Origin of the sequence: Pseudohaliea sp. (genome assembly GCF_040217025.1) — a bacterium.
GTDB lineage: Bacteria > Pseudomonadota > Gammaproteobacteria > Pseudomonadales > Halieaceae > Pseudohaliea.
Window position 1 is genome coordinate 196,915 of record NZ_JAVJOA010000010.1, and the last position, 23,748, is coordinate 220,662.

The following is a 23,748-nucleotide window of genomic DNA, read 5'->3' on the forward strand; positions in this document are numbered from 1 at the left end:
TAGGGCAGCGCGCGCAGCCAGCGAGCCATGCCCGTGGCAGACGCGGTGATCAGCGACACAACGCGGCTCATCGCTCGCAGTTCTTCTGTGGCAGGCGGGGCGCCAGAAAACCGGAGCACAGCTTTGTGAAGGCGTTAGCCACTGTCAGCGAACCGCCACAACAAAGTAGCCGCTGGTTTCCATGGCCTGGCTCCGGTCGAGCTGATCGAGCAGCGGCGCAAGAAGCTGGCCGAGAGACCAGAATGGCAGCAGCAGGAGCAGGGAAAGAAAGCGCAGCAGCGCCGGCCCTTTGACAAAACGCCGGCTGAAGTAATTGAGCTTGAGGGTCATCATGGTAAAAAAGCCACCCAGGGTCGCGACGTCGATTTCCCGGAAGCCGCTCGCGGACAGCATGCCTTCCAATGCCACGGGGGAGTAGCGGAACCAGTCGTGCGGCAACTCGTGCAGTGACCATTGCCAGGGCACTTGCAGCAGCAGAACCCCTCCCGGCTTGAGCAGTCGCGCGGCTTCTGCCAGGCAGAGCTCGGGGCGCCGCAGATGCTCAAGGACCGAGATGCAAAGAATCGCATCAGCACTGGCATCCGGCAAAGCGAGGGGCCGGTTCAGGTCCGCAAGCAAGTCGGCTTCCGGCGAGTGCAGCGAGCGCTCCCAGTCGATGCCCACATAGCGGACGCCCCGCTCGAGCATCCGCGCCCGGTAGGGCGACTCGCCGCAGCCGAGGTCGTAGATGGTGCCCTCGACACGCCGCAGGTGCCGGTCGAGGCGGGCTTCCAGCTTCCTGTAGATGAGCCAGTTGTGCAGGCCACAGTTTGGGTGGCGATTCATGAGAGGCATCGATGCGCAGTGGCCAACGGAAGGCAATTGCAAGATCATAGCATCACTCCCGCCAGAAGACCGGTTGCCTCGACCCTGATGCGTGCCCGCCTCGATGCCACTTCACCGCAGTCATCTGATGTAGCCTGGACCGTAGCGGCAACGCTTCTCAGCGGCGCGTTGCAGTTGTTGCTGCTTGCGTTCCTGGCGCGAGTCCTGACCCCGGCGGAGCTCGGCCTCATCGCGATAGCCAACGTTGTCATTGCTTTCGCGCTCTTGATGAGCGACTGCGGCATCAGCAACTTCGTGATCTACGCGCGGACCCTCAGCACACTGCAGCAGAGCAGCCTTTACTGGTTCAGCCTCTGCCTTGGCCTGTTCGCAGGAATCATCGTGGCACTGGTGGCACCCCTGCTTGCACGCTTTTATGCCGCACCCGAGCTCGACCTGCTGCTTTACCTGGCCGCGGCGATCTTCCCGGTATTCACCGCAGGGGCGCAGTTCCAGGCACAACTCTCGAAGCGGCTGCTGCTGGGTCGCGTGGCGCGGATCGAAATGCTCAGCCGCTGCGTGGCCTTTTCCTCCGCCGTGCTGCTCGCCTCCACGGGTTTTGGCGCCAGCAGTTTCGTGCTGGGCCAGCTGGCGGGCGCCGCGGTCCGATCGCTGGCGATGTTCATGGTCTGCCGCGGTTACTGGCGGCCCCGGCCAGAGTTCGACCCTCGCGCGCTGAAACCGGCACTGCGCTTCGCGGGGTTCAATACGTCTGGACAGTTGATCAACCGACTGGCCGCAGATATCGATGTCTTGCTGATCGGCAGACTGCTCGATGTCGGTTCACTGGGTATCTATTCCCTGGCAAAGGAACTTGCCTTCGGCATCCTGCGACTCCTGACGACCGTTACCTCGAGGGTGGGTATACCCATGCTGGCGGCGCTGCAGGCAGACGCCGACGCGCTGACCCGCGATTTTACGCGGCTACTCGATGTCGTCAGTGCAAGCGCCGCAACGCTCTTCGCGGCGCTCATTCTGCTTTCGCCATGGCTGATTCCCCAACTTTACGGAGAAAGTTATGAAGAGGTGACGCTGGTGTTCTCCCTTCTCTCCGTCATAGCCTGCCTCCGGTCTCTCGGCAGCGTGCACGGCGTCCTCATCGTCGCCACGGGCCGTGTTCACCTGGACCTGGCCTGGAACCTGCTGGTAGTCGCGATAACGACGCCAGCCATCTACCTGGCTGCTCTGGAGGGCCTCGACGCTGTCCTGTTCGTGATGCTGGCCGCACAAATGACGCTGTACGTCGCTGCCTACCCACTATTGCTTCGAGGTGCAGTATCGATGAGCTTCGTCCGCTTCTTGGGGCAGTTCGCAGTTGCCTTCGCGCTAACCCACGCAGCGGTAATCATCGCGCAGACTTTTCGGGGGCCGGGTTGACCCACCGGGATTCTGACAGCGCAACGCCGGTGGCCGAGACGCTCCCGAAGCGCTAGGTGGCAGTCCGCCCCAACGCGACCTCCGCAGCCACGTAGTCGTAACCCAGTGCGTCCGCCACGGCACTGTGGGTCACCATACCCCCATGGACATTGAGCCCGTGGCGCAGGTGCTCGTTGCCCAGCATTGCGTCAACCGCACCCCGGTTGGCCAGCTGCGCCACGTAGGGCAACGTCGCGTTGGTCAACGCCTGGGTCGCGGTTCGCGCCACGGCGCCGGGCATATTCGCCACGCAGTAGTGGACGACGTCATCGACGACATAGGTCGGCGCATCGTGCGTTGTCGGCCTGGAGGTCTCGAAGCAGCCGCCCTGGTCGATGGCCACATCCACCAGAACTGCGCCCGGCTTCATGCGCGACACTAGCTCTCGGCTGACCAGCTTGGGCGCGGCGGCGCCCGGGATGAGTACGGCACCGATCACAAGGTCCGCCTCGACCGCGAGGCGTTCTACCGCCTCGCGCGTCGAGTAGACGGTCTTCAGGCGGCCCCCGTAGAGCTCGTCCAGGAACTTCAGCCGCTCCACGCTGCGGTCGAGGAGGGTCACATCGGCACCCAGCCCCATCGCCATGCGCGCCGCGTTCGTGCCGACGACTCCGCCGCCGATCACCAGTACCCTCGCCGGCTCCACGCCCGGTACCCCGCCGAGGAGCGTGCCGTTACCGCCCTGGGCCTTCTCTAAGCTGTGACAGCCCGCCTGTACGGCCATGCGACCTGCAACTTCACTCATGGGGGCCAACAGCGGCAGGCTGCTGTGAGGGCCGGTCACCGTTTCGTAGGCGATGCAGGTGGCGCCACTGGCAACCAGCAGCCGCGCCTGTTCCGGGTCGGGGGCGAGGTGCAGATAAGTGAACAGCGCCTGGCCCTGGCTCAGCTGGCGGCATTCGTCGAGCTGGGGCTCCTTCACCTTCACGACCAGTTCGGCGCGCCGGAACACCTCTTCCGCCGTAGCGACCAGTTCGGCGCCGGCCACCCGGTACTGCTCGTCGTAGAAGCCAATGGCCGCGCCGCCACCGGCTTCGATCATGACTTGGTGACCGTGATCAACCAGCTCCGTGACGCCGGCCGGCGTCAGGCCGATGCGGTATTCGTGGTTCTTGATTTCCTTCGGTACGCCGATGAGCACGCAGGCTTCCTCCCAGTTTTGGGTTGAGTCCGGGTAACTGCCCCGGTCCGTACAAGCCTATCCACAAGCTGATGGTGTATTGAGCTATATTTTCTCATAAAATCTGGTTAATTTAGCTTTAAACGCACCACTTTACAAATATTTCCGCCTATATATAACCAAAGGAAATAAATTAATCGCAAACAATAACTGGAGTCGCAATGGAGAGAAAGCTCAACCAACTGGGTCGCATCGACCGCAACATCCTGCGCGCCCTGCAGCGGAACGGGCGCCTGAGCATCGCCGCTCTCGCCCGCGAGGTCGGCCTGACCACAACGCCCTGCAAGGAACGCGTCCGTCGCCTAGAGCGCGAGGGCGCCATTCGGGGCTATCACGCGGTCCTAGAGCAGGGTTGGCTTGATGCGGCGCTCGTCGTGTTCGTGCAGATACGCCTGAACCGATCCTCGCAGGATGTTTTCGAGGAGTTCTCCCACAGCGCCGCGGCGCTACCCGAGGTACAGGAGTGCTACCTCGTGTCGGGCAATTTCGACTACCTCATAAAGGCCCGGGTCGCCGACATGGACGCCTACCGGAAGTTCCTCGGGGAAACCCTGCTTACCCTCCCGGGGGTGCAGGAGTCGACCAGCTACGTGGCCATGGAGCAGGTGAAAGAGACGCTGGAGTTGACGGTGCCCTATTGATCAGGCGCGGACGGCTCGTTGTCGACCTCCTCGGGTTCGAACTCGGTGTTTTTATACTGTAGGTTCGTCAACTGCTCCGAAAGCAGTCCCATCAGGAATACGATCACGCCAGCGAGTACCAGCAGCGTACTCATGTTCGTAAACCGCACCGAACCGGTAGTAAGGGCAGACATCACGTAATTGAGCATGCCAAGGCCTGCCATCAACACCGACACCGGAAAGTAAACCTTGAGCGGCGAATAAAGCGTGCCGATCTTGAAGATGATCAGGAAAAACCGCAAACCATCCCGCCAGAGATTAATGTGACTCTCGCCTTCCCGCTTACGGACATTGACGGGAACAAACCCGACGGAATAGCCGGCTCGAAAGAACGCCATGGTAGACGTGGTCGGATAGCTGAACCCGTTCGGAAGAAGGTAAAGAAAGCTCAAGAACCTTTTGCGGTGAACGACACGAAAACCGGAGGTCAGGTCATCGATTCTCTGACCCACCATCCAACTCGCCAAGCGATTGTAGAAACCGTTCGCACCCCAACGAAAGATGCTGGCCTGAGAGGAGAGACCACTGCGAGCACCGACGACCATGTCGTAGCCTTCTGCGAGTTTGGCGAGCAGTTGTGCAATGTCAGCCGGGTCATGTTGGCCATCAGCGTCCATAAAAACAATGTAGTCGCTAGTCGCAGCAAGGGCACCTCGCTTTATGGCAGCGCCGTTACCTTTACTGTAGGGATTGGATACTACGGCTACTGCACTCTGCCTCACCAACTCAATGGTATTGTCCACCGAACCATCATCCACGACGATAACACTCTCTACCGAAGGGCTTGCAAGTAGTGCTTCAATCAAGCTAGGAAGAGAGCGAGACTCGTTTTTTGCGGGAAGAACCACCTGCGCCGAAAAGCGCTGACGTTGGCCCCCGTTGACCTTTACTCCCATCAAACCGACATCACCAAAGCCTGTACCCTCAAGGAATAGCCCAGCGGCACGCACTACGGAAATTCAGCAATGCTTCTGAGCTTTTCGAGAAAGATAGTATCGACTGGTCGAAGCTTTCCATCCCGCTGCATACGCTCGAACTCTTCTACCAACTGGCGTATCAAGGCGGCATCGTTGGCAGCCAGCGCTGCCTCCAACTTGAGCCGCATCAGGGTTCCATCGTTAGGATTGGACTCAGATGCCATGCTCGCATACACATAGGCCCGAGTGAAGTTCCCAACCTCGCGCTCAAAGAATGCTAAGTCTCGAAGCGCACTCCAATGCACCCGGCCACCAGCGTTCGACACTGCCGAGACGTGTGAAAAAGCCCAATCCGATATAGCGGACCAGTCGCCGTCGGGGCAGGCCTGATCGCGTACCATATTGGCCAGCATAGCAAACACTCGGGAGTGAACCCGATCGTGATCATGACGCAGTAGATCATCAGGCAGTTCCGCGGCGAGCGGCTGCCCGGATAGACATGCCGCAGCGACTTTCAATGCGATCCCATCAACCTCACCCAGGATTCTCGCCGCTTTATAGCTTCGACTTAGAATGATGGCCTTATCAATGTGGTCAACAGCCAGGTCGTAGTGTCCACTCTCTGCTACCGCAAGAGCATACTCCGTGTTGGCTCGGGCCGAGTCAGGATGCCCATTGAGCTCGTGGGCAAGCAGCGCTGCATAGGAGCTCCAGTGTTGAGCATAAATGCTCGTTGATAGAACAAGCGCTGCAGAATAGGCGACTGCGCCACCGAGAAGCAATCTTGAGTAGTCACGCCAGATGTTCGAAGCCAAATAATGCAGTGCCGCAGCAAGGCAGACCGCCAAACCTAGACTTGGAAAATAATTCCTGTGCTCAAAATAAAGTTCCAATGGCAAAAAGGTGGTTTCTAGGCAATGCCCAATCAAGAAGATAGATAGCCCAAGGGCAAAAAAACTTGCCGTGCCTCGTAGCATGCAGTGCAAGAACAGTAGGGTGGCACCGATCATAAGAATCGCAGCCGGCCAGAACCTAATCGCTGAAACGCTGACTGAAACATCATCGTGCAATAAGCCCATGACTGCGGTATTCGGCAACAGGAATTGCTTCGCGTAGTCCATCAACGCTACCGGAGTAAAAAGAATACGATCCCAGAAGTCGAAAGATCTGATCGCATATGCACTCTCCGCGTGGATGAAAGTTCGCAAGCCCAACACAAAGAAAACGCCTAGCCCTAAAATCAGGACCAGTTGAGACAGCGCCCGTAGTTGCCCATCTTCAGCCTTTGGACCACCTCGGCCCGAAATCAAAAATAGCTCGACAGCAGCAATGACCGGAAAAACGAGAACACCATTTTCCTTAGCGAAAGGCGCGAGGAATGCAAATAGTGCGCTGAAGGCAAACCTAATCACTTTGGCGGCTGATGTGACCGAGCCTCGGGCTGATAAATACATGCTGACCGCGAGCAGCATGAAGGTCGTAGCCAAAAGAGTCATCCGCTGAACGATGTAGAGCACTGAGCTAACCTTCTGAGGATTAGCCGCCCAAACAACTGCCACGAAAAACGCGAGTATTAACGCTTTCGAGACATCAGCAAAACGAAGCATCTGCCAAACTACAAAAAAAACAAGTGCAGCGTTTATCCCATGCAAACAGATTGAAATAGCTTGGCTCTGATCGGGCCCGCCACCAAGAAAGACCTGTTCTGCGGCAAAGCTGGCTATCGATATCGGGCGGCCTAGGGGACCGGACACATCGCTGAAAACTAATGGTAGAAAGTGCTCAGGCTGTTCTCTCAACCTATGCAACGGCACCACAGACGTTATGTCGTCGAATACATATCCTGTGCCTATGCCCTGAGAGAAGATCAAAAAAAGAACAGCGAAGAGAATTACCGACCCAATGCAGCATGCTGGGATAAGCATTCTGCTAAATATTCTATTTGGGATATGAGACACGACCAAACACAAAGAGTTGAGCATTACTGTTTTCAGTGGATGAAACACTAGCGCAGTTGAAGACGCAAAAAAAAGCCCCGAAAGATCGGGGCTTGCAAATCTTGAGTAGTAGTAGAGCTTCGATGAAACGGATGCTCTACTAATTACCCCGGCAAGAAGACGGCAGGTACTTGGCCTCGATCGCTGAGCCGCCGCCGGGACCGCACACCCAGCCAACGCGCCCATTAACCGGGTTCAGAGTACCCACCAGGGTAAACGTATCGCCCTGTACAGCAGCCGGAAGGTCTTGCGCGGTATTAGATACAGTGATGGTGTACGTTCCTTGGTTGTCGTTGTCCCGAACATAAGCAGCGGTGCTGACGTACGAGTCAAAGCCGAATCCAGACAGCGTTATGCCTGCTGCAGCTGCATCAGAAGGCATAATCAGACGGGCCGCAGCAAACTCAGCGATCGTGGTCTTCGCCTCGGCGGCGATGGCCAGTGCCTCCGACATCTTGGCTCGTATTGTGTAATCCTGATATGCCGGCAGCGCGATCGCAGCCAGAATCCCGACGATCGCGATCACGATCATCAGTTCGATCAGTGTGAAGCCCCCTTGGCGTACTAATTGATGCTTCTTCATGATGGTCTCCCTTGAGTCCAATCTTCCTTCATAGCCTGCAGGTATCAGCACCTGACAGAATTATGGTGGCGGCGAGCAAGATAGCGCGTCAGCACCACTCCATCAGCGGTTTTGCAAAATATGGGCCAGCAACCAGAGATTTTAGCAGTCATAGCACCAGCGCGGAAAATTAGTCCATATTTTTCAGTGCGTTAAGCCTTCCAAAGAGCGCCTCGAGAATTTTGGGACCACCTCCAGGAAGCCTAGCACGCAACACTACCGGCTTCTTCATATAGTCGAAGATTGCGCCAGGACTGACAATATTTGTCATCGTAGGGGCACTTTGTGGCGACGTCTCACCGATGGTGTCATGCTCGTTGCAGTACCGCCATTCGGACAGACATTCTCGCGGTAAAAAATAGGCTGAATTTCCAACCACTTAACGACTACATCTTCAGGTAGGGTGTAGGTATACTCGACAGCGTGCATGGGTCGCGTGCTAACGCGCTAGAGGTGTCACGATGAACGAACAGGCGAAAACGCCCCCCTCTGGCTTGGCCGGACGCCTGGTCATCGAGGGCCTGATCGACGCCGACCAGGCTCGCGAAGCTCAGCGCGCATCCATCGAGCAGCGGGTGCCCTTTGTCAGTTACCTCGTGGAAACGGTCAATGTCGATGGCCGGCAGCTGGCGCGCATCGCCTCTCAGGAATTCGGTGCTCCGCGTTTCGAACTAGATGCCTTCGACCGGGAGAGCCTGCCGGACGGCCTCGTCGAGCCGGACCTCATTACCAAGCATCACGCGCTTCCACTGTTTCACCGCGGCAAGCGTCTCTTCATCGCCGTCTCGGACCCGACCAACCTCGCCGCCCTGGACGAAATCAAGTTCAACACCGGTATCAGCACCGAGCCGATCCTCGTCGACGAGAGGAGTCTTTCAAGGGCAATAGCCGAGTGGTCCGACGCCCAGAACAGCCTGGCCGGCGGTCTCGAGGACCTCGAGGCCGGCGAACTCGAAGACATCGACATCAGCGCCGTCGATGAAGAGGACCGCGGCGAGGGCTCCGACGACAGCGGGCTGGACGAGACGCCCATCGTCCGCTTCGTCAACAAGGTGCTCGTCGATGCAATCAAGCAGGGCGCCTCGGATATCCACTTCGAGCCCTACGAGAAGGACTACCGGGTGCGCTTCCGCACCGATGGCATGCTCCAGGAAATGGTACGGCCGCCGCGCAACCTTGCGCCTCGCCTGGCCGCGCGGCTGAAAGTCATGTCGCAAATGGATATCTCCGAGCGGCGTATCCCGCAGGACGGTCGTATTCAGATGCGCCTCTCTAAGAACCGTGCCGTCGACTTCCGCGTCAACACCCTGCCCACGCTCTTCGGTGAGAAGATCGTGCTGCGGATCCTCGATCCAACAAGCGCCCAGATGGGTATCGATGCCCTCGGTTACGAACCGGACCAGAAGCAGATGTACCTGCGCGCGCTCAGCCAGCCGCAGGGCATGATCCTGGTGACCGGGCCGACCGGTTCGGGCAAGACGGTCTCGCTCTATACCGGCCTGAACATCCTCAACGAACCGCAGCGTAACATCTCGACGGCGGAAGACCCGGTGGAGATCAACCTCTCCGGCGTCAACCAGGTTCACGTGAATCCGAGGGTGGGCCTCAATTTCGCCGAGGCCCTGCGCTCATTTCTGCGCCAGGACCCGGACGTGATCATGGTCGGGGAGATCCGCGACCTGGAAACGGCGGAGATCGCCATCAAGGCGGCGCAGACGGGCCACCTAGTGCTGTCGACGCTTCACACCAACAGCGCGGCTGAGACGATCACCCGCCTGCTCAACATGGGTGTGCCGACCTTCAACCTCGCCACCTCCGTGAGCCTGATCATCGCCCAGCGCCTGGCGCGGCGCCTGTGCAGCGAGTGTAAGGCACCGGCAGACCATATTCCCGAGGATGTTCTCAAGCAGGAGGGCTTTTCGGACGAGATGTTAGATGGCGCGACCCTCATGAAAGCCGTAGGCTGCAAGGTGTGCAACGACGGCCACAAGGGACGAGTAGGGGTATACGAGGTCGTGCGCATCACGCCGGAAATCAGCGAACTGATCATGTCGCAGGCAGATGCCACGAAGATCGCCAAGCAGGCGCGGGCCCACGGCTTCCATTCGGTGCGCACGGCGGCGCTGATGAAGTGCGCGGCCGGTCTTATCAGCCTTGAAGAAGTGAACCGCATTACTATCGACTAAGCTTAAGGCGCGCCGGACTGCGGCGCGATTTAGAGGGCGGGATGACACATGGCAACGGCAACCAGTAATCCATTCATCTGGAGCGGCACCGACAAGAACGGCCGCCAGGCCAAGGGCGAGATCAACGCGCCATCCTCGGCGCTGGCGCGTGCGCAGCTTCGCCAGAAGGGCATCAACCCGAGAACCGTACGCCGCAAGCCGAAGCCCTTGTTCAGCGCGCGCAAGAAGCCCATCAAGCCGGCGGACATCGCCATTTTCACCCGCCAGATGGCGACCATGATGAAAGCCGGCGTGCCGCTGGTGCAGAGCTTCGACATCGTCGCGGACGGGCTTGAGAACCCGTCCATGCGCAACCTCGTGACGATGATCAAGAATGACGTTGCCGGCGGCTCCAGCCTGGCCGTGTCCCTGGAAAAGCATCCGCGCTATTTCGACGACCTGTTCTGCAGCCTAGTCGGTGCAGGCGAGTCCTCGGGCCGGCTGGAGACCATGCTCGACCGGGTGGCGACCTACAAGGAGAAGACCGAAGCTCTCAAGCGCAAGATCAAGAAGGCGCTTACCTACCCCACCGCCGTCGTCGTCGTTGCCATAGTGGTCACCGGCATCCTGCTCATAAAGGTGGTGCCGCAGTTCGCCGAGACGTTCCGCAGCTTCGGCTCGGATCTGCCAGCGTTCACGCTTTTCGTGCTGCGCGTCTCGGAGTTCGTACAGGCATGGTGGTTCATCATTCTCCTAGCGATGCTCGCTGCGGCCTGGGGTATCCGCGAGGCAAAGCTTCGGTCAGTGCGTTTCGCAGAAGCCATCGACAAGCTGGCCCTGAAGGCGCCGATCATCGGCGGCATCACCCATGACGCCGTCATCGCGCGCTTCTCCCGAACCCTGGCCACTACTTTCAATGCCGGTGTGCCTTTGGTAGAGGCCCTGGAGTCCACGGCCGGCGCGGCCGGCAACTCGGTCTACGCCAAGGCCATCCTGCGGATCCGCGACGACGTGACCACCGGGGCCACGCTCTACCAGTCCATCAAGTCGACCGGCCTGTTCCCGAACATGCTGCTGCAGATGGTCTCCATCGGCGAGGAGTCCGGCCAGCTCGACGAGATGCTGGACAAGGTTGCCAATCACTACGAGGAAGCCGTCGACAATGCCGTGGACAACCTGAGTGCGCTCATGGAGCCCATGATCATGTCGATCCTCGGCGTGCTCGTGGGCGGCCTCATGGTGGCCATGTACCTGCCGATCTTCATGCTCGGCTCGGTGATCTAAGCCACCGGCGTGATCCTCGACTGGTTGGCCCAGCACCCGGCCTGGTGGGTGGGGATCGTGGGGCTGCTTGGCCTCGTCGTCGGCAGTTTCCTCAACGTCGTAATCCTGCGACTGCCGCGCATGCTCGAGGCGCAATGGCAGAGGGACTGCCGTGAGCTTCTTGCGGAGGGTGAGCCACCGGGCGAACAGCCGCCCTCCTTCTCCCTCGCCTACCCGCCCTCCCACTGCCCGGCCTGCGATGCCCGCATCCGGCCCTGGCACAACGTGCCCGTCCTGAGCTACCTGTTCCTGCGCGGGCGCTGCGCCGACTGCGGCGCGCCCATTTCCCCGCGTTATCCGGTGGTGGAAGCGGCCACCGGGGCTGCGTCGGTGGCCGTGGCGCTCTACTTCGCGCCGGGGCTCGCGGCAGGCGCGGCGCTGGTCTTCACCTGGGCGCTCATTGCCCTCACCGGCATCGACATCGACCACCAGCTGCTGCCGGACGACATCACGCTGCCGCTGCTCTGGGCCGGCTTACTATTCAACCTGGTTAGCGGCGCGGTGCCCCTGGCCGATGCGGTGGCAGGTGCCGCGGCCGGGTACCTGTTGCTCTGGAGCGTCTACTGGCTGTTCAAGCTCCTGACGGGCAAGGAAGGCATGGGCTATGGCGACTTCAAGCTCCTCGCCGCCATCGGTGCCTGGCTGGGCTGGCAGGCCCTGCCGCTGGTGATCCTGGTGTCGTCCCTGGTCGGGGCCGTCGTTGGCGTCGCCGGCATGCTGCTCCTCGGCCGCGGCCGTGACGTCCCCATACCCTTCGGGCCCTACCTGGCCGCGGCAGGCTGGATCGCGCTCATCTGGGGCGATGCGATCGGGGCCTGGTGGTTCGGGATGCTGCAGCCATGAATACGCGCCTCGTGGTCGGCGTCACCGGTGGCATCGGCAGCGGCAAGTCTGCGGTGACGGACCGCTTCGCCGCCGCCGGGGTGGCCGTGGTCGATGCGGACCGGGCGGCGCGCCTGGTTGTCGAGCCCGGTACGCCGGGGCTCGCCGCGATCGCTCAGCACTTCGGGCCAGGTATCCTCAACGAGGCCGGCTGGCTCGACCGCGCAGCCCTGCGCCGCCTGGTTTTCGAGAACCCGGCCGAGCGTGCCTGGTTGGAGCAGCTCACGCACCCGCTCATCGGTGAGCAGATCGCCCGCGAACTCGCGGCAGCCACTTCGCCCTACTGCATCCTCAGTTCCCCGTTGCTGCTGGAGACCGGCCAGAAAGACGTGGCGGACGTGATCGTGGTGGTGGATGTGCCCGAGGAAGTCCAGGTCGCGCGCACCATGGCGCGAGACGACAACGACGCCGAGCTGGTGCGGAAGATCATGGCGGCGCAGATGCCCCGGGCGGAGCGCCTTGACGGCGCGGATATCGTGATCGACAACAGCGGCACGCTCGAGGACCTCGACGAGCGCGTTGCCGAGCTGCACGCGGAATTCCTGGCCCGGGCGGAGCTGGCGCGCGAGGGCTAGCCCAGGCGCTCGCGGATCGCGGCGATGATGGCCGCGTTCGCAGCGGGGAATTCAGCGGCATCCAGCTCGACAGGCGCCAGCCAGCGCAGCGGCTGCCCTTCCTGACCCGCGGCCTCACCGCGGTACACCGTGACCAGGTGCACGTCGAGGCAGACGTGGCGGTCGCCGTAGTCGTGCTCGATGACCAGCAGCGGATCGGTGGCGGCGACTTCGAGCGCGACTTCCTCGGCCAGCTCTCGCGCCAGCGCATCAAGCACGCTCTCGCCGTCCTCCACCTTGCCGCCGGGGAACTCCCAGCGCCCGCCCTGGTGCTTGTCTTCCGGGCGCAGGGCCACGAGCACCCGCCCCTCGTTATCCAGGACCACGCCGACCGCCACGTGCAGGGTGTTCACGTCAGGTGCGGTACTCGGCGTTGATGCGCACGTAGTCGTAGGAAAAGTCCGAGGTCCAGACTGTCTCGCTGGCGTCACCACGGCCGAGGTCCACGTCGATGCGGATGTCGGCTTCGGCCATGGCCGCAGCACCGGCTTCCTCGGTGTAGCTCCCTGCGCGGCAACCGCCCTCGGCGATCAGCACGTCGTTGAGGCGCACGCTCACGGTCTCGACCTCGAGGTCGGCGATGCCCGCGCGGCCGATGGCCGCGAGGAGCCGGCCCCAGTTCGGGTCCGACGCGAACAGGGCGGTCTTAACCAGCGGCGAATGGGCGATGGTGAAGGCGACCGCCAGGCACTCGTCGCTGTGGCGCCCGCCGCTCACGGAGACGGCAACGAACTTGCTCGCCCCCTCGCCGTCGCGCACCAGCCCCTGGGCCAGCTGCATGCAGACATCGCCCACGGCCTCGGCCAGCGCGCGGGCGGCCTCGCTGTCGCCGTCGCCGATCTCGTCGTTGCCGGCGGCACCCGTGGCGAGGAGCACGCAGGCATCGTTGGTGGAGGTGTCACCGTCGACGCTGATGCGGTGGAAGGAGCGGTCCACGGCGCCGCGCAGGATGGCGTCAAGCACTGGCTGTGCTACCGCTGCATCGGTGGCGATGAACGCCAGCATGGTTGCCATGTCCGGGCGCAGCATGCCCGCGCCCTTCGCCATGCCCGTGACGGTTACGACAACATCATCCAGATCGGCCTGGGCGCTACAAAGCTTAGGCCGCGTATCCGTGGTCATGATGCCTCGCGCGGCGTCCGCCCAGCCATCGGCAGACAAGCTGGAAAGAAGTTCCGGTATAGCGGCGGTGATTGGCGCCACGGGAAGCGGCTCGCCGATCACGCCCGTGGAGAAAGGCAGCACCTCGGCTTCAGTCACCCCCGCCGCCTCGGCCACCGCCAGCGTGCAGCTGTTTGCGTCCGCAAGACCCTGTATGCCGGTGCCCGCGTTGGCGTTCCCCGTATTGACTAGCAGGTAGCGAGGTGCGGCCCGCGTCAGGTGCTCACGGGCCACCTGAACAGGCGCCGCGCAGAAGGCGTTGCGCGTGAACACCGCGGCAGCGTTACCGCCCGACACCTCTATCACTACCAGATCTGGCCTGCCTGCTTTACGTATGCCAGCTGCAACGGTGGCGAGGCGCACGCCAGGCACCGGGCGCACAGTTAACCCACTTGCTTCACTCATCAGACTTCACGCATCGATTGATTCTTGGGGTACCCATTCAGCTGGCAACGAAGCTGAACAGGGATTCGCCGCGATGCAGTGCGTAGCGGACTGCATCGTCGCCAGCAGCGACACACTCACGATAAAGGCGGAATCCCGCCGCTTCGACACGCTCCACGAAGTCGCGGCCATAGTACCGGACATGGTCAGACTGCCCGAAGTGCAGCGCGCGATCAGCCGGTGTAGAAACTTCAGCATTCTCGTAGGTCGTTGCCCAGCCGTGTACCAGGGGCACCGAAACCAAAAGCGTTCCTCTAGCGACCAGGATTCTGCGAAGCTCCGACAGCGCCCGACGATCATCCACATGTTCCAGCACGTGATTGGCGATGACGGTAGCCTGGGATCCGCCATCGAGGGCGATACGCTCGAGATCAAGGCGAAGGTCAGCGGGTTGCAGCAGGTCAGCGGTTCGGTAGCCCTCGCAATGACCCCGGAGGCGCGCCTCCAGCACGGGCTCGGGCGCGAAGTGGAGGACGGGACCCGCGAGTTGCCCGCTCTCGGTTAGCAGGCCTCGCTCGAGGCTCAGCCAGAAAAGGCGGTGCCGTTCGAGGGAACCGCAACCCGGGCAGAGCGCATCGGGCCGTGGCGTCGCGCCGCCCGCCTCGAAGGGTCCCTCAAAGCCGCACAGGGGGCAGAGCCTTGGCCCGAGAGAACGCGAGCCGCGGAGCACCCTGCGCAGTTCTTTAAGCCGTCTCGGGACAAACCGCGCGAGCACCATGGCAGTAGTTTCGCGCTCCTATCCTATAGCGCCCCGTGGCACTGCTTGTACTTCTTGCCGCTGCCGCAGGGGCAGGGCTCGTTGCGGCCCACCTTGGGCTGCTCGCGGGTGAAGGGCTGCTGCGGGGCGGCCTGCGCGGCTGCCTGTCCGGCGCCCTGCGCAGCGCCGGCGCCACCGGCACCGCCGCCCGCGGGCGCGGCGGCGGCCTCTTCGGCCAGCGCCGAGGCCGCGGCGTGCTGGAAGGCCAGCTTCTCGCGCTCCGCCGCTTCCCGGCGCCGCTGCTCGATGAGCTCGGACTCGTCCTCGCTGCGCACGCGCACGTGGGAAAGGAACTTGACCACCTCGTACTTGAGGCTCGAGAGCAGGGACTGGAACAGCGCGAAGGACTCGCGCTTGTACTCCTGCTTCGGGTTCTTCTGCGCGTAGGCGCGCAGGTGGATGCCCTGGCGCAGGTGGTCCATGGTCGCCAGGTGTTCCTTCCACAGCGTGTCGAGCACCTGCAGCATGATCTGCTTCTCGATCTTGCGCATGTCGGGCCCCACCTGCTCGCTCTTGGCGTCGTAGGCGGCCTGGATGGCCTCGAGGATGCGCTCGCGCAGGCCCTGCTCGTCGAGCTTGTCGTCCTCGTCGAGCCACTGCTGCAGCGGTAGATCGATGGCGAACTCCGCCTCCAGCTGGCGCTCAAGGCCGGGGATGTCCCACTGCTCCTCCACGCTCATGGGCGGCACATAGCTGTCGATGGCCTCGTTCACCACGTCCGCGCGGATCGCGGTGATCGTGTCGTAGATGTCCGCCTCGTCCAGCAGCTCGTTGCGCTGCTGGTAGATGATCTGGCGCTGGTCGTTGGCGACGTCGTCGTACTCGAGGAGCTGCTTGCGGATGTCGAAGTTGCGGCCCTCGACCTTGCGCTGCGCCTTCTCGATGGCGTTGGTGACCATGCGGTGCTCGATGGCCTCGCCCTTTTCCATGCCGAGGGCCTGCATGAAGCCCTTCACCCGGTCGGAGGCGAAGATGCGCATGAGGTTGTCCTCGAGGGACAGGTAGAAACGCGTGACCCCCGGGTCGCCCTGGCGGCCGGCGCGGCCGCGGAGCTGGTTGTCGATGCGCCGGGACTCGTGGCGCTCCGTGCCCAGGATGTGCAGGCCGCCGGCCTCGAGCACCCGGTCCTGGCGTTCCTTCCAGGCGGCGCGGATCTCCTCGCGCTTCGCGGGGTCGATGTCCCCGGCCGCGGCGAGCTCGGCGTCGAGGTTGCCGCCGAGGACGATGTCGGTGCCGCGGCCGGCCATGTTGGTGGCGATGGTTACCACGCCGGGGCGGCCGGCCTGGGCGATGATCTCGGCTTCCTGCTCGTGGTACTTGGCGTTCAGGACCTTGTGCTCGATCCCGGCCTTGCGGAAGCGCTTGGACAGCTCCTCGGAGTTCTCGACGGAGGCCGTGCCCACCAGCACCGGGGCGTCCTCTTCGATGCAGGCCTTCACGTCCTCGACGATGGCGTCGAACTTCTCCTCGCGGGTGAGATAGACGAGGTCGTTGAGGTCCTTGCGCACCATCGGCTTGTTAGTGGGGATGACCAGCACCTCGAGGCCGTAGATCTGCCGGAACTCGAAGGCCTCCGTATCGGCCGTGCCGGTCATGCCGGACAGCTTCTCGTACAGGCGGAAGTAGTTCTGGAAGGTCGTGGAGGCCAGCGTCTGGCTCTCGGCCTGGATGGCGACGCCCTCCTTGGCCTCGATGGCCTGGTGCAGACCCTCGGAGAGGCGCCGGCCGGGCATCGTGCGCCCGGTGTGCTCGTCGATGAGCACCACCTGGCCGCCCTGCACGATGTACTCGACGTCGCGGTTGTAGAGCACGTGGGCGCGCAGCCCGGAGTGCACGTGGTGCAGCAGCTGCAGGTTGGTCGCCGCGTACAGGCTGTCGCCCTCCTCGAGCAGCCCCGCCTCGGTGAGCAGGCCCTCGACGAACTCGTGGCCCTCCTCGGTGAGCTCGACCTGCCGCGCTTTCTCGTCGACGCTGTAGTGGCCCGCGTCTTCCTCGGTCGCCGCCCGCAGCCGGGGGACGAGCGTGTTGATGCGCTTGTACAGCTCGGAGCTGTCCTCGGAGGCGCCGGAGATGATCAGCGGCGTGCGCGCCTCGTCGATGAGGATCGAGTCCACCTCGTCGACGATGGCGAAGGCCAGCTCGCCCTGCAGCTTGTCCTCGAGGGTGAAGGCCATGTTGTCGCGCAGGTAGTCGAAGCCGAACTCGTTGTTGGTGCCGTAGATGACGTCGCAGCGGTAGGCCGCGCGCTTCTGCTCGGGGAGCTGGCCGGAGCGGATGACCCCCACCCTGAGGCCGAGGAATTCGTACAGCGGCCCCATCCAGCCGGCGTCCCGGCCGGCGAGGTAATCGTTCACGGTGACCAGGTGCACGGGGCTGCCGGTGAGGGAGTTCAGGTAGGCCGGCAGCGTGGCGACGAGGGTCTTGCCCTCACCGGTGCGCATCTCGGCGATCTTGCCCTCGTGCAGGGCCATGCCGCCGATGAGCTGCACGTCGAAGTGGCGCATGCCGAGCACCCGGCGGCTGGCCTCGCGGCAGACCGCGAAGGCATCGGGCAGTACGGCATCGATACTCTCGCCGCCGGCGAGGCGCTCGCGGAACTCGTCGCTCTTCGCGGCGAGGGCGGTGTCGTCGAGGGCCTGCAGCGGCTCCTCGAGGGCGTTGATCTTGCGCACGATCTTGCGCAGGCGCTTCAGCTCCCGCTCGTTGCGGGTGCCGAAGACTTTCTTCAGGGCCTTGTTAATCATCGTCTAAGCAGTTTCCGTAGCGAAGGCGGCGCGCTGCGCCTGCGCCTGGTGCATCGCGCGGCGGAACGCCGGGACGAAATCATCGGGATGCAAGGGTGCGGCCGACCCGTTGGGCCGGGGAGCACCGGCTCAGGCCGGGCGCGGCGACCGATGGCGCCGCGATAAAGCCCAGGAGTGTCGCATATCAGCCCCGCTTTTGCCATCGCGGTGGCCGGAAAAGACCGGTAGGAAGACACCCCGGGCGCCGCTGTGCAACCGGCGCCCGGGGCCTGGCCTGGCGGGGTCAGGCCGGGTCAGTCGGCCTGGCGGCGCAGGAAGGTCGGGATGTCGAAGTACTCCCCACCGACCGCCTCCGCGGTGGCCGCGGCCGCACCGCCGGCAGCCGCGCGACGACGCGCCGGGGGCGTGTCGTAGTCGCGGTAATCCGGCTGCGCTGCCTGCTCTGCCGGCGCTTCCTCCGGGGTGGCCTGCTGCGGCTGCGGCGCGGCGCGCCGGGGCGCGGAATCCACCACCTGCAGCGGTACCCGCGCCGCCTCGGCGCCGAGGCCCGTGGCCACCACGGTCACGCGCAGCTCGTCGGCGAGCTCGGGATCGATCACCGTACCGACCACCACCGTGGCCTCCTCGGACGCGAACTCCTCGATGGTGTCACCCACCTCGGAGAACTCGCCCAGGGACAGGTCGAGGCCGGCGGTGATGTTGACCAGGATGCCGCGCGCCCCCTCGAGATCGATGTCGTCCAGCAGCGGGCTGTTGATGGCGCGCTCGGCGGCCTCCCGGGCCCGGTTCTCGCCGCGGGAGCTGCCCGTGCCCATCATGGCCATGCCCATCTCCGACATCACCGTGCGCACGTCGGCGAAGTCGACGTTGATCATGCCCGGGCGGATGATCAGGTCGGCAATCCCCTGCACCGCGCCGAGGAGGACGTTGTTCGCCTCCTTGAAGGCGTCGAGCAGGCTGGTGTTCTTGCCGAGCACGTCCAGGAGCTTCTCGTTCGGGATGGTGATCAGCGAGTCCACGTGCTGCTGCAGCTCGGCGATGCCGTTGTGGGCGATGCCCAGGCGCTTCTTGCCCTCGAAGGGGAAGGGCCGGGTGACCACGGCAACCGTGAGGATGCCCAGCTCCCGGGCGACCTCGGCCACCACCGGCGCGCCGCCGGTGCCGGTGCCGCCGCCCATGCCGGCGGTGATGAACACCATGTCGGCACCGCGCAGCGCGTCGGCGATGCGGTCGCGGTCCTCCATGGCCGCCGCCCGGCCGATGTCCGGGTTGGCCCCCGCGCCGAGGCCCTTGGTGATGTCGCCACCGAGCTGCAGCACCGTGCGCGCATCGATGTCGGACAGGGCCTGCGAGTCGGTGTTGGCGCAGATGAAATCCACGCCCTCGACGCTGTTCTCGATCATGTGCTTGACGGCATTGCCGCCGCCACCACCGACGCCGATCACCTTGATAACCGCGTTCTGCGGTACGTTATCGATCAGTTCAAACATGGTCTTACTCCCCTTTTTTGCACAGGAACCGCGCGCTGCGCGGCGTTGAAAAACTGTTGTTCCACAAAGCTAGAAATTGCTGCCGAACCACTGGCGCAGCCGGGCCCACCAGCCCGGCCCCGCCTCCCCGCTCACGAGCAGCCCGCGGGACGCCTCCCCCGGGTGCTGCGCGGCGTAGTGCAGCAGCCCGCAGGCGGTGGCGTAGACCGGGTTGCGCACGATGTCCGCCATGCCCTGCACCGCCTGCGGGTAACCCACCCGCACGGGCATGTGGAAGATCTCCTCGGCGAGCTCCACGACGCCTTCCATCTTCGAGGTGCCGCCGGTGAGCACGATGCCCGCGGGCACCATGTCCTCGTAGCCGCTGCGCCGGAGTTCCCCCTGGACAAGGGTGAACAGCTCGTCGTAGCGCGGCTCCACCACCTCGGCGAGCGACTGCCGGGACAGGTCCCGCGGCGGCCGGTCGCCGACGCTGGGTACCTTGATGGTCTGGTCCGCGCCGGCGAGCTGGGTCAGCGCGCAGGCGTACTTGATCTTGATTTCCTCGGCGTACTGCGACGGCGTGCGCAGCGCCATGGCGATGTCGTTGGTGACCTGGTCGCCGGCGATGGGAATGACGCCGGTGTGGCGGATCGCCCCTTCCGTGAACACCGCGATGTCGCTGGTGCCGCCGCCGATGTCGACGATGCACACGCCGAGTTCGCGCTCGTCGTCGGTGAGCACCGCGTGGCTGCTGGCGAGCTGCTCGAGGATCACCTCCTCCACCTCGAGGCCGCAGCGGCGGATGCACTTCTCGATGTTCTGCGCCGCGTTCACGGCGCAGGTCACCAGATGCACCTTTGCCTCCAGGCGCACGCCGGACATGCCCAGGGGCTCGCGGATGCCCTCCTGGTTATCGATGACGTACTCCTGCGGCAGGATGTGCAGCACCTTCTGATCCGCGGGGATGGCCACGGCCTTGGCCGCATCGAGCACCTGCTCCACGTCCACGGGCCCGACCTCCTGGTCGCGGATGGCGACGATGCCGTGGGAGTTCAGGCTGCGCACGTGGCTGCCGGCGATGCCCACGTATACCGAGTGGATCTGGCAGCCGGCCATGAGCTCGGCCTCCTCCACGGCGCGCTGGATCGACTGCACCGTGGACTCGATGTTCACCACCACGCCCTTCTTCATGCCCTTGGACGGGTGCGAGCCGATGCCGACGATCTCGATCTGGCCGGACGGGTCCACCTCGCCGACGATGGCGACGACCTTGGACGTACCGATGTCGAGCCCGACGATCATGTTCCTGTCCCTTCCGCTTGCCTTTCCCACAGCCATGGCGTCGCCAGTCCCCTCACTGTCCCCGGTCCGCTTCCACGGCGGCGACCTGCGCCGGTTCGTGGAAGGTCACTGCAGCACCGCTCGCGTAGCGCATGTCCACGCTGGCGACCTCCGGCCCGCGGGCCACGAGGTCGTTGCGGTACAAGTCGATGAAGCGCTGCACCCGCAGCAGGAAGTCCTCGCTGCCAAGGCGCAGCTGCAGGCCGCCCGCCAGCCGGGCATCGAGCTGGCTGCGCTCGTCCTGGCGCAGCGTGGTCACGGCCAGGTCCAGCGGCGCCAGCATGTCGCGCAGGCGCTGGTAGTAGTCCATCAGGCGCTGCTCGCTCCCGGGCGGGCCATCGAGGGTGGGCAGGCCCTGCCAGCGCTCTGCGGCGCGGGTGCGGAACACGGCCGCCTCGTGGTTCAGGAAGCCCTCCTCGCCCCAGCGGGCAATGGGCAGCTGCTCCTGCACGGTGATCTCCAGCGTGTCCGGCCAGCGCCGGCGCACCGCCGCCTCGTAGACCCAGGGCAGGTCTTCGAGGTGGCCGCGCAGCGCTTCGAGGTCGGCGCCGACGAAGCCGCCCTCCAGCGCCCCGGCCACCACCTGCCGGACCTCGTCACGCTGCACGTTCTCGAGCTTGCCGGTGACGGCGATGCGCCCCACGGGCATGGCCTCGAGGCCCTCCCAGGCGCGCTGCGCGAGCACCGCGACCAGCGCCAGCGCACAGCACAGCAGCAGGCCGTTGAACCAGCGGCCCACGCTGGCCCGCGCCGGCAGGTGCCCGCGCCAGCTGAAGGTCCTGCGCCGGCTCGCCGCCGGCCGCTGCCTGCGCCGGGTCGCCATCAGCGCACCCCCCAGGCCCGCAGGCTCTCGGCGATGATGCGGGTCACCAGCTCTTCCAGGCTGATGCCGGCCGCCAGCGCCGCCATGGGCACGAGGCTGTGGTCGGTCATGCCCGGCACCGTGTTCACCTCGAGCAGCTGGAAGCCGTGCAGCAGGTCGCGCATCACGTCGACGCGCCCCCAGCCGTGGCAGTCGAGACTGCGGAAGGCCGCCAGCGCCAGCTCGCCGAGGGCGGCCTCGTCGATGGCGTCGAGGCCGCTCGGAATCTCGTAGCGGGTGTCGTTCGCGATGTACTTGGCGTGGTAGTCGTAGAAGCCCTCGGCGGCTTCCAGGCGGATGCTCGGCAGCGCTTCATCGCCGAGGATGGCCACGGTGTACTCGGGGCCGTCGATGAAGCGCTCGGCGATCACGCCGGTGCCGTGGGCGCGGGCGGCCAGGTAGGCCTCGGCGAGCTCCGCCGGCGTCGCCGCCGGCGCCATGCCGATGCTCGAGCCCTCGCCCGCGGGCTTCACGAAGACCTTGCCGAAGCGCTCGAGAACGGCGTCCCAGTCGCTCTCCTCGGTGAGTTCCTCGAAGGGCGCGGTGGGCAGCCCCTGGCCGAGCCAGAGCTGCTTGCTGCGGCGCTTGTCCATGGCGAGCGCGGAGCCGAGCACGCCGCTGCCGCTGTAGGGCAGGTGCAGCGTTTCCAGCGCGCCCTGTACCGTGCCGTCCTCGCCGCCCGGGCCGTGCAGCACGTTGAAGACGAAGCCGACGTCCTCGAGGCGCTCCAGCCAGTCGCGGCTCGCGGTATCTATCCGGCGCACGCGGAAGCCGGCGCTCTCGAGCGCCCGCGCCACGGTGTCGCCGCTCTTCAGGGACACCTCGCGCTCCGCCGACTCGCCGCCGAGGAGCACGGCGACCAGGCCGTGGCGGATGGTCTCGATGTTCATGCGCGCACCCCCGGCAGCCCGTCGGCCGCGAGCTGCCGCGCCAGGCCGGCGATATCCCCGGCGCCCTGGGTCACCACCACGTCGCCGTCCTCGAGCAGCGCTGCCAGCGTCGCCGGCACGTCGGCGGCATCCTTCACGTACACGGGCTCGAGCTGCCCGCGCTGGCGGATGCTCCGCGCGAGGGAGCGGCTGTCGGCACCGGGCACGGCGCTCTCGCCGGCCGGGTAGACCTCGAGGAGCAGCAGCACATCGCTCTCGGAGAGCACCGCGACGAAGTCCTCGTACAGGTCGCGGGTGCGGCTGTAGCGGTGCGGCTGGTAGATCATGACCAGGCGCCGCTCCGGCCAGGCCTGGCGCGCGGAGGCCAGCGTCGCCCGCACCTCTGTCGGGTGGTGGCCGTAGTCGTCTATCAGCAGCGCGCTGCCCCCGGGGAGCGCCAGCTCGCCGAGGAGCGAGAAGCGGCGGCCCACGCCGGCGAACTGCGCCAGGCTCTCCGCGATCGCCGCATCGGCCACGCCCTGGTCCGTGGCCACGGCGATGGCCGCGGTGGCGTTGAGCACGTTGTGCCGGCCGGGCATGGCGAGGTCCACCGGCAGCGGCGCCGCCGGTACCGGCCGCCGCACCGTGAAGCGGGTGCGCAGCCCCTGCTCCTCGAGGTCCGTGATGCGGTAGTCGGCGTCCTCGGCAAAACCGTAGGTGAGCGTCGGCCGGCCCACCCGGGGCAGCAGCCGGCGCAGTACCGGGTCGTCCAGGCAGAGCACCGCCAGGCCGTAGAAGGGCAGATTGTGCAGGAAGCCGACGAAGGTCTCCTCCAGGCGGCTGAAGTCACCGCCGTAGGTCTCCATGTGGTCGGCCTCGATGTTGGTCACCACCGTCACCATGGGCTGCAGGTGCAGGAAGGAGGCATCACTCTCGTCGGCCTCTGCGACGAGGAAGCGGCTGGCGCCCAGCTGCGCGTTGCTGCCGGTGCTGTTCACGCGGCCGCCGATGACGAAGGTCGGGTCGAGGCCACCGGCGGCGAACACCGCGGCAATGAGGCTGGTGGTCGTGGTCTTGCCGTGGGTACCGGCCACGGCAACGCCGTAGCGGTAGCGCATGAGCTCCGCCAGCATCTCGGCCCGCGGCACCACCGGGATACGCGCAGCCCGGGCCGCCATGAGCTCCGGGTTGTCCGCGGGAACGGCGCTGGAGGTGACGACCACGTCGGCGCCCTCGATGTGCTCGCCGCGATGACCGAGGCAGATCGAGACGCCGATGGCGCGCAGGTGGTCGGTGACGCTGCTCGCACGCAGGTCCGAGCCGCTGACCTCATAGCCGAGGTTGACCAGTACTTCGGCGATGCCGCACATGCCCGTGCCGCCGACCCCGATCATGTGGATGTGGCGCACCCGGCGCATCTCCGGCACGGCGTAGGCTT

Annotated in this window: 20 protein-coding genes; 6 read left to right on the forward strand and 14 right to left on the reverse strand. The window is 64.6% G+C overall.

The annotated features are described in order from the left end of the window. Positions 1 to 144: 144 nt before the first annotated feature. Complete coding sequence (locus RKE50_RS12285) at positions 145 to 873, reverse strand: class I SAM-dependent methyltransferase (RefSeq protein ID WP_350036725.1); 729 nt, start codon at positions 871 to 873, stop codon at positions 145 to 147. 39 nt (positions 874 to 912) lie between these two features. Here RKE50_RS12285 and RKE50_RS12290 point away from each other — a divergent pair, with 39 nt between their 5' ends. Next, entirely contained in the window at positions 913 to 2,241 is a 1,329-nt protein-coding gene (locus RKE50_RS12290; protein ID WP_350036726.1) for an MOP flippase family protein, read from the forward strand. 52 nt (positions 2,242 to 2,293) lie between these two features. Here RKE50_RS12290 and ald read toward each other — a convergent pair whose 3' ends face one another. Next, positions 2,294 to 3,421, reverse strand: a complete 1,128-nt coding sequence (ald, locus tag RKE50_RS12295; protein ID WP_350036727.1) for an alanine dehydrogenase — start codon at positions 3,419 to 3,421, stop codon at positions 2,294 to 2,296. 200 nt (positions 3,422 to 3,621) lie between these two features. Between ald and RKE50_RS12300 the strand changes: the two genes are divergently transcribed. After that, the gene (locus RKE50_RS12300; RefSeq protein ID WP_350036728.1) at positions 3,622 to 4,101 is read left to right on the forward strand and encodes an Lrp/AsnC ligand binding domain-containing protein; all 480 of its coding nucleotides are present in this window, start codon (positions 3,622 to 3,624) and stop codon (positions 4,099 to 4,101) included. Here RKE50_RS12300 and RKE50_RS12305 read toward each other — a convergent pair. The 3 genes from RKE50_RS12305 to RKE50_RS12315 all read right to left on the reverse strand — a co-directional run bounded on the left by RKE50_RS12305 (position 4,095) and on the right by RKE50_RS12315 (position 7,637). Continuing rightward, positions 4,095 to 5,036 (reverse strand): glycosyltransferase family 2 protein, encoded by a 942-nt coding sequence (locus RKE50_RS12305; RefSeq protein ID WP_350036729.1) that lies wholly within the window; start codon positions 5,034 to 5,036, stop codon positions 4,095 to 4,097. The genes RKE50_RS12300 and RKE50_RS12305 overlap by 7 nt on opposite strands. 53 nt (positions 5,037 to 5,089) lie before the next feature. Next, positions 5,090 to 7,039: a hypothetical protein gene (locus RKE50_RS12310; protein WP_350036730.1), complete on the reverse strand. Its 1,950-nt coding sequence runs from the start codon at positions 7,037 to 7,039 to the stop codon at positions 5,090 to 5,092. Between the two features lie 115 nt (positions 7,040 to 7,154). Beyond that, positions 7,155 to 7,637, reverse strand: a complete 483-nt coding sequence (locus tag RKE50_RS12315; protein ID WP_350036731.1) for a pilin — start codon at positions 7,635 to 7,637, stop codon at positions 7,155 to 7,157. Positions 7,638 to 8,137: 500 nt separating this feature from the next. Between RKE50_RS12315 and pilB the strand changes: the two genes are divergently transcribed. Genes pilB through coaE form a run of 4 tightly spaced genes read left to right on the forward strand, consistent with a single transcriptional unit; the run spans position 8,138 to position 12,621 of the window. After that, positions 8,138 to 9,862: a type IV-A pilus assembly ATPase PilB gene (gene pilB / locus RKE50_RS12320; protein WP_350036732.1), complete on the forward strand. Its 1,725-nt coding sequence runs from the start codon at positions 8,138 to 8,140 to the stop codon at positions 9,860 to 9,862. A gap of 48 nt (positions 9,863 to 9,910) precedes the next feature. After that, positions 9,911 to 11,125 (forward strand): type II secretion system F family protein, encoded by a 1,215-nt coding sequence (locus RKE50_RS12325; protein WP_350036733.1) that lies wholly within the window; start codon positions 9,911 to 9,913, stop codon positions 11,123 to 11,125. 12 nt (positions 11,126 to 11,137) lie between these two features. After that, the gene (locus RKE50_RS12330; RefSeq protein WP_350037855.1) at positions 11,138 to 12,007 is read left to right on the forward strand and encodes a prepilin peptidase; all 870 of its coding nucleotides are present in this window, start codon (positions 11,138 to 11,140) and stop codon (positions 12,005 to 12,007) included. Beyond that, entirely contained in the window at positions 12,004 to 12,621 is a 618-nt protein-coding gene (gene coaE, locus RKE50_RS12335) for a dephospho-CoA kinase (protein ID WP_350036734.1), read from the forward strand. Before RKE50_RS12330 ends, coaE begins: the two co-directional genes overlap by 4 nt. Here coaE and mutT read toward each other — a convergent pair. The 9 genes from mutT to murC form a co-directional block, all read right to left on the reverse strand. Beyond that, a complete protein-coding gene (gene mutT / locus RKE50_RS12340) occupies positions 12,618 to 13,013 on the reverse strand; it encodes an 8-oxo-dGTP diphosphatase MutT (RefSeq protein WP_350036735.1) in 396 nt (131 codons plus the stop codon). The two genes, coaE and mutT, sit on opposite strands and share 4 nt — an antisense overlap. Position 13,014: 1 nt before the next feature. Next, positions 13,015 to 14,226 carry a bifunctional glutamate N-acetyltransferase/amino-acid acetyltransferase ArgJ gene (argJ, locus tag RKE50_RS12345; RefSeq protein ID WP_350036736.1) on the reverse strand — a complete coding sequence of 404 codons (1,212 nt, stop codon included), beginning with the start codon at positions 14,224 to 14,226 and terminating at the stop codon, positions 13,015 to 13,017. A gap of 37 nt (positions 14,227 to 14,263) precedes the next feature. Further along, entirely contained in the window at positions 14,264 to 14,983 is a 720-nt protein-coding gene (locus RKE50_RS12350) for a methyltransferase domain-containing protein (protein WP_350036737.1), read from the reverse strand. Positions 14,984 to 15,006: 23 nt separating this feature from the next. Further along, the gene (secA, locus tag RKE50_RS12355) at positions 15,007 to 17,766 is read right to left on the reverse strand and encodes a preprotein translocase subunit SecA (RefSeq protein WP_350036738.1); all 2,760 of its coding nucleotides are present in this window, start codon (positions 17,764 to 17,766) and stop codon (positions 15,007 to 15,009) included. A 293-nt stretch (positions 17,767 to 18,059) separates the two neighbouring features. Beyond that, positions 18,060 to 19,256, reverse strand: a complete 1,197-nt coding sequence (gene ftsZ, locus RKE50_RS12360; protein WP_350036739.1) for a cell division protein FtsZ — start codon at positions 19,254 to 19,256, stop codon at positions 18,060 to 18,062. A gap of 69 nt (positions 19,257 to 19,325) precedes the next feature. Beyond that, on the reverse strand, positions 19,326 to 20,540 hold the full coding sequence (gene ftsA / locus RKE50_RS12365; protein WP_350036740.1) for a cell division protein FtsA: 1,215 nt from the start codon (positions 20,538 to 20,540) through the stop codon (positions 19,326 to 19,328). A 52-nt stretch (positions 20,541 to 20,592) separates the two neighbouring features. Further along, a complete protein-coding gene (locus RKE50_RS12370) occupies positions 20,593 to 21,402 on the reverse strand; it encodes a cell division protein FtsQ/DivIB (protein ID WP_350036741.1) in 810 nt (269 codons plus the stop codon). After that, the gene (locus RKE50_RS12375; protein ID WP_350036742.1) at positions 21,402 to 22,331 is read right to left on the reverse strand and encodes a D-alanine--D-alanine ligase; all 930 of its coding nucleotides are present in this window, start codon (positions 22,329 to 22,331) and stop codon (positions 21,402 to 21,404) included. The genes RKE50_RS12370 and RKE50_RS12375 overlap by 1 nt, the downstream gene beginning before the upstream one ends. Next, entirely contained in the window at positions 22,328 to 23,728 is a 1,401-nt protein-coding gene (gene murC / locus RKE50_RS12380; protein ID WP_350037857.1) for a UDP-N-acetylmuramate--L-alanine ligase, read from the reverse strand. The genes RKE50_RS12375 and murC overlap by 4 nt, the downstream gene beginning before the upstream one ends. Positions 23,729 to 23,748: the final 20 nt, after the last annotated feature.

Coding starts and splice junctions, on each gene's coding strand:
- RKE50_RS12310 (WP_350036730.1), bottom strand. CDS start 7,039: ATGCTCAACTCTTTGTGTTTGGTCGTGTCTCATATCCCAAATAGAATA.
- RKE50_RS12305 (WP_350036729.1), bottom strand. CDS start 5,036: ATGGGAGTAAAGGTCAACGGGGGCCAACGTCAGCGCTTTTCGGCGCAG.
- argJ (WP_350036736.1), bottom strand. CDS start 14,226: ATGAGTGAAGCAAGTGGGTTAACTGTGCGCCCGGTGCCTGGCGTGCGC.
- RKE50_RS12300 (WP_350036728.1), top strand. CDS start 3,622: ATGGAGAGAAAGCTCAACCAACTGGGTCGCATCGACCGCAACATCCTG.
- ftsA (WP_350036740.1), bottom strand. CDS start 20,540: ATGATCGTCGGGCTCGACATCGGTACGTCCAAGGTCGTCGCCATCGTC.
- pilB (WP_350036732.1), top strand. CDS start 8,138: ATGAACGAACAGGCGAAAACGCCCCCCTCTGGCTTGGCCGGACGCCTG.
- RKE50_RS12350 (WP_350036737.1), bottom strand. CDS start 14,983: ATGGTGCTCGCGCGGTTTGTCCCGAGACGGCTTAAAGAACTGCGCAGG.
- RKE50_RS12325 (WP_350036733.1), top strand. CDS start 9,911: ATGGCAACGGCAACCAGTAATCCATTCATCTGGAGCGGCACCGACAAG.
- secA (WP_350036738.1), bottom strand. CDS start 17,766: ATGATTAACAAGGCCCTGAAGAAAGTCTTCGGCACCCGCAACGAGCGG.
- coaE (WP_350036734.1), top strand. CDS start 12,004: ATGAATACGCGCCTCGTGGTCGGCGTCACCGGTGGCATCGGCAGCGGC.
- RKE50_RS12370 (WP_350036741.1), bottom strand. CDS start 21,402: ATGGCGACCCGGCGCAGGCAGCGGCCGGCGGCGAGCCGGCGCAGGACC.
- RKE50_RS12290 (WP_350036726.1), top strand. CDS start 913: ATGCGTGCCCGCCTCGATGCCACTTCACCGCAGTCATCTGATGTAGCC.
- RKE50_RS12285 (WP_350036725.1), bottom strand. CDS start 873: ATGATCTTGCAATTGCCTTCCGTTGGCCACTGCGCATCGATGCCTCTC.
- RKE50_RS12315 (WP_350036731.1), bottom strand. CDS start 7,637: ATGAAGAAGCATCAATTAGTACGCCAAGGGGGCTTCACACTGATCGAA.
- murC (WP_350037857.1), bottom strand. CDS start 23,728: ATGCGCCGGGTGCGCCACATCCACATGATCGGGGTCGGCGGCACGGGC.
- RKE50_RS12375 (WP_350036742.1), bottom strand. CDS start 22,331: ATGAACATCGAGACCATCCGCCACGGCCTGGTCGCCGTGCTCCTCGGC.
- ftsZ (WP_350036739.1), bottom strand. CDS start 19,256: ATGTTTGAACTGATCGATAACGTACCGCAGAACGCGGTTATCAAGGTG.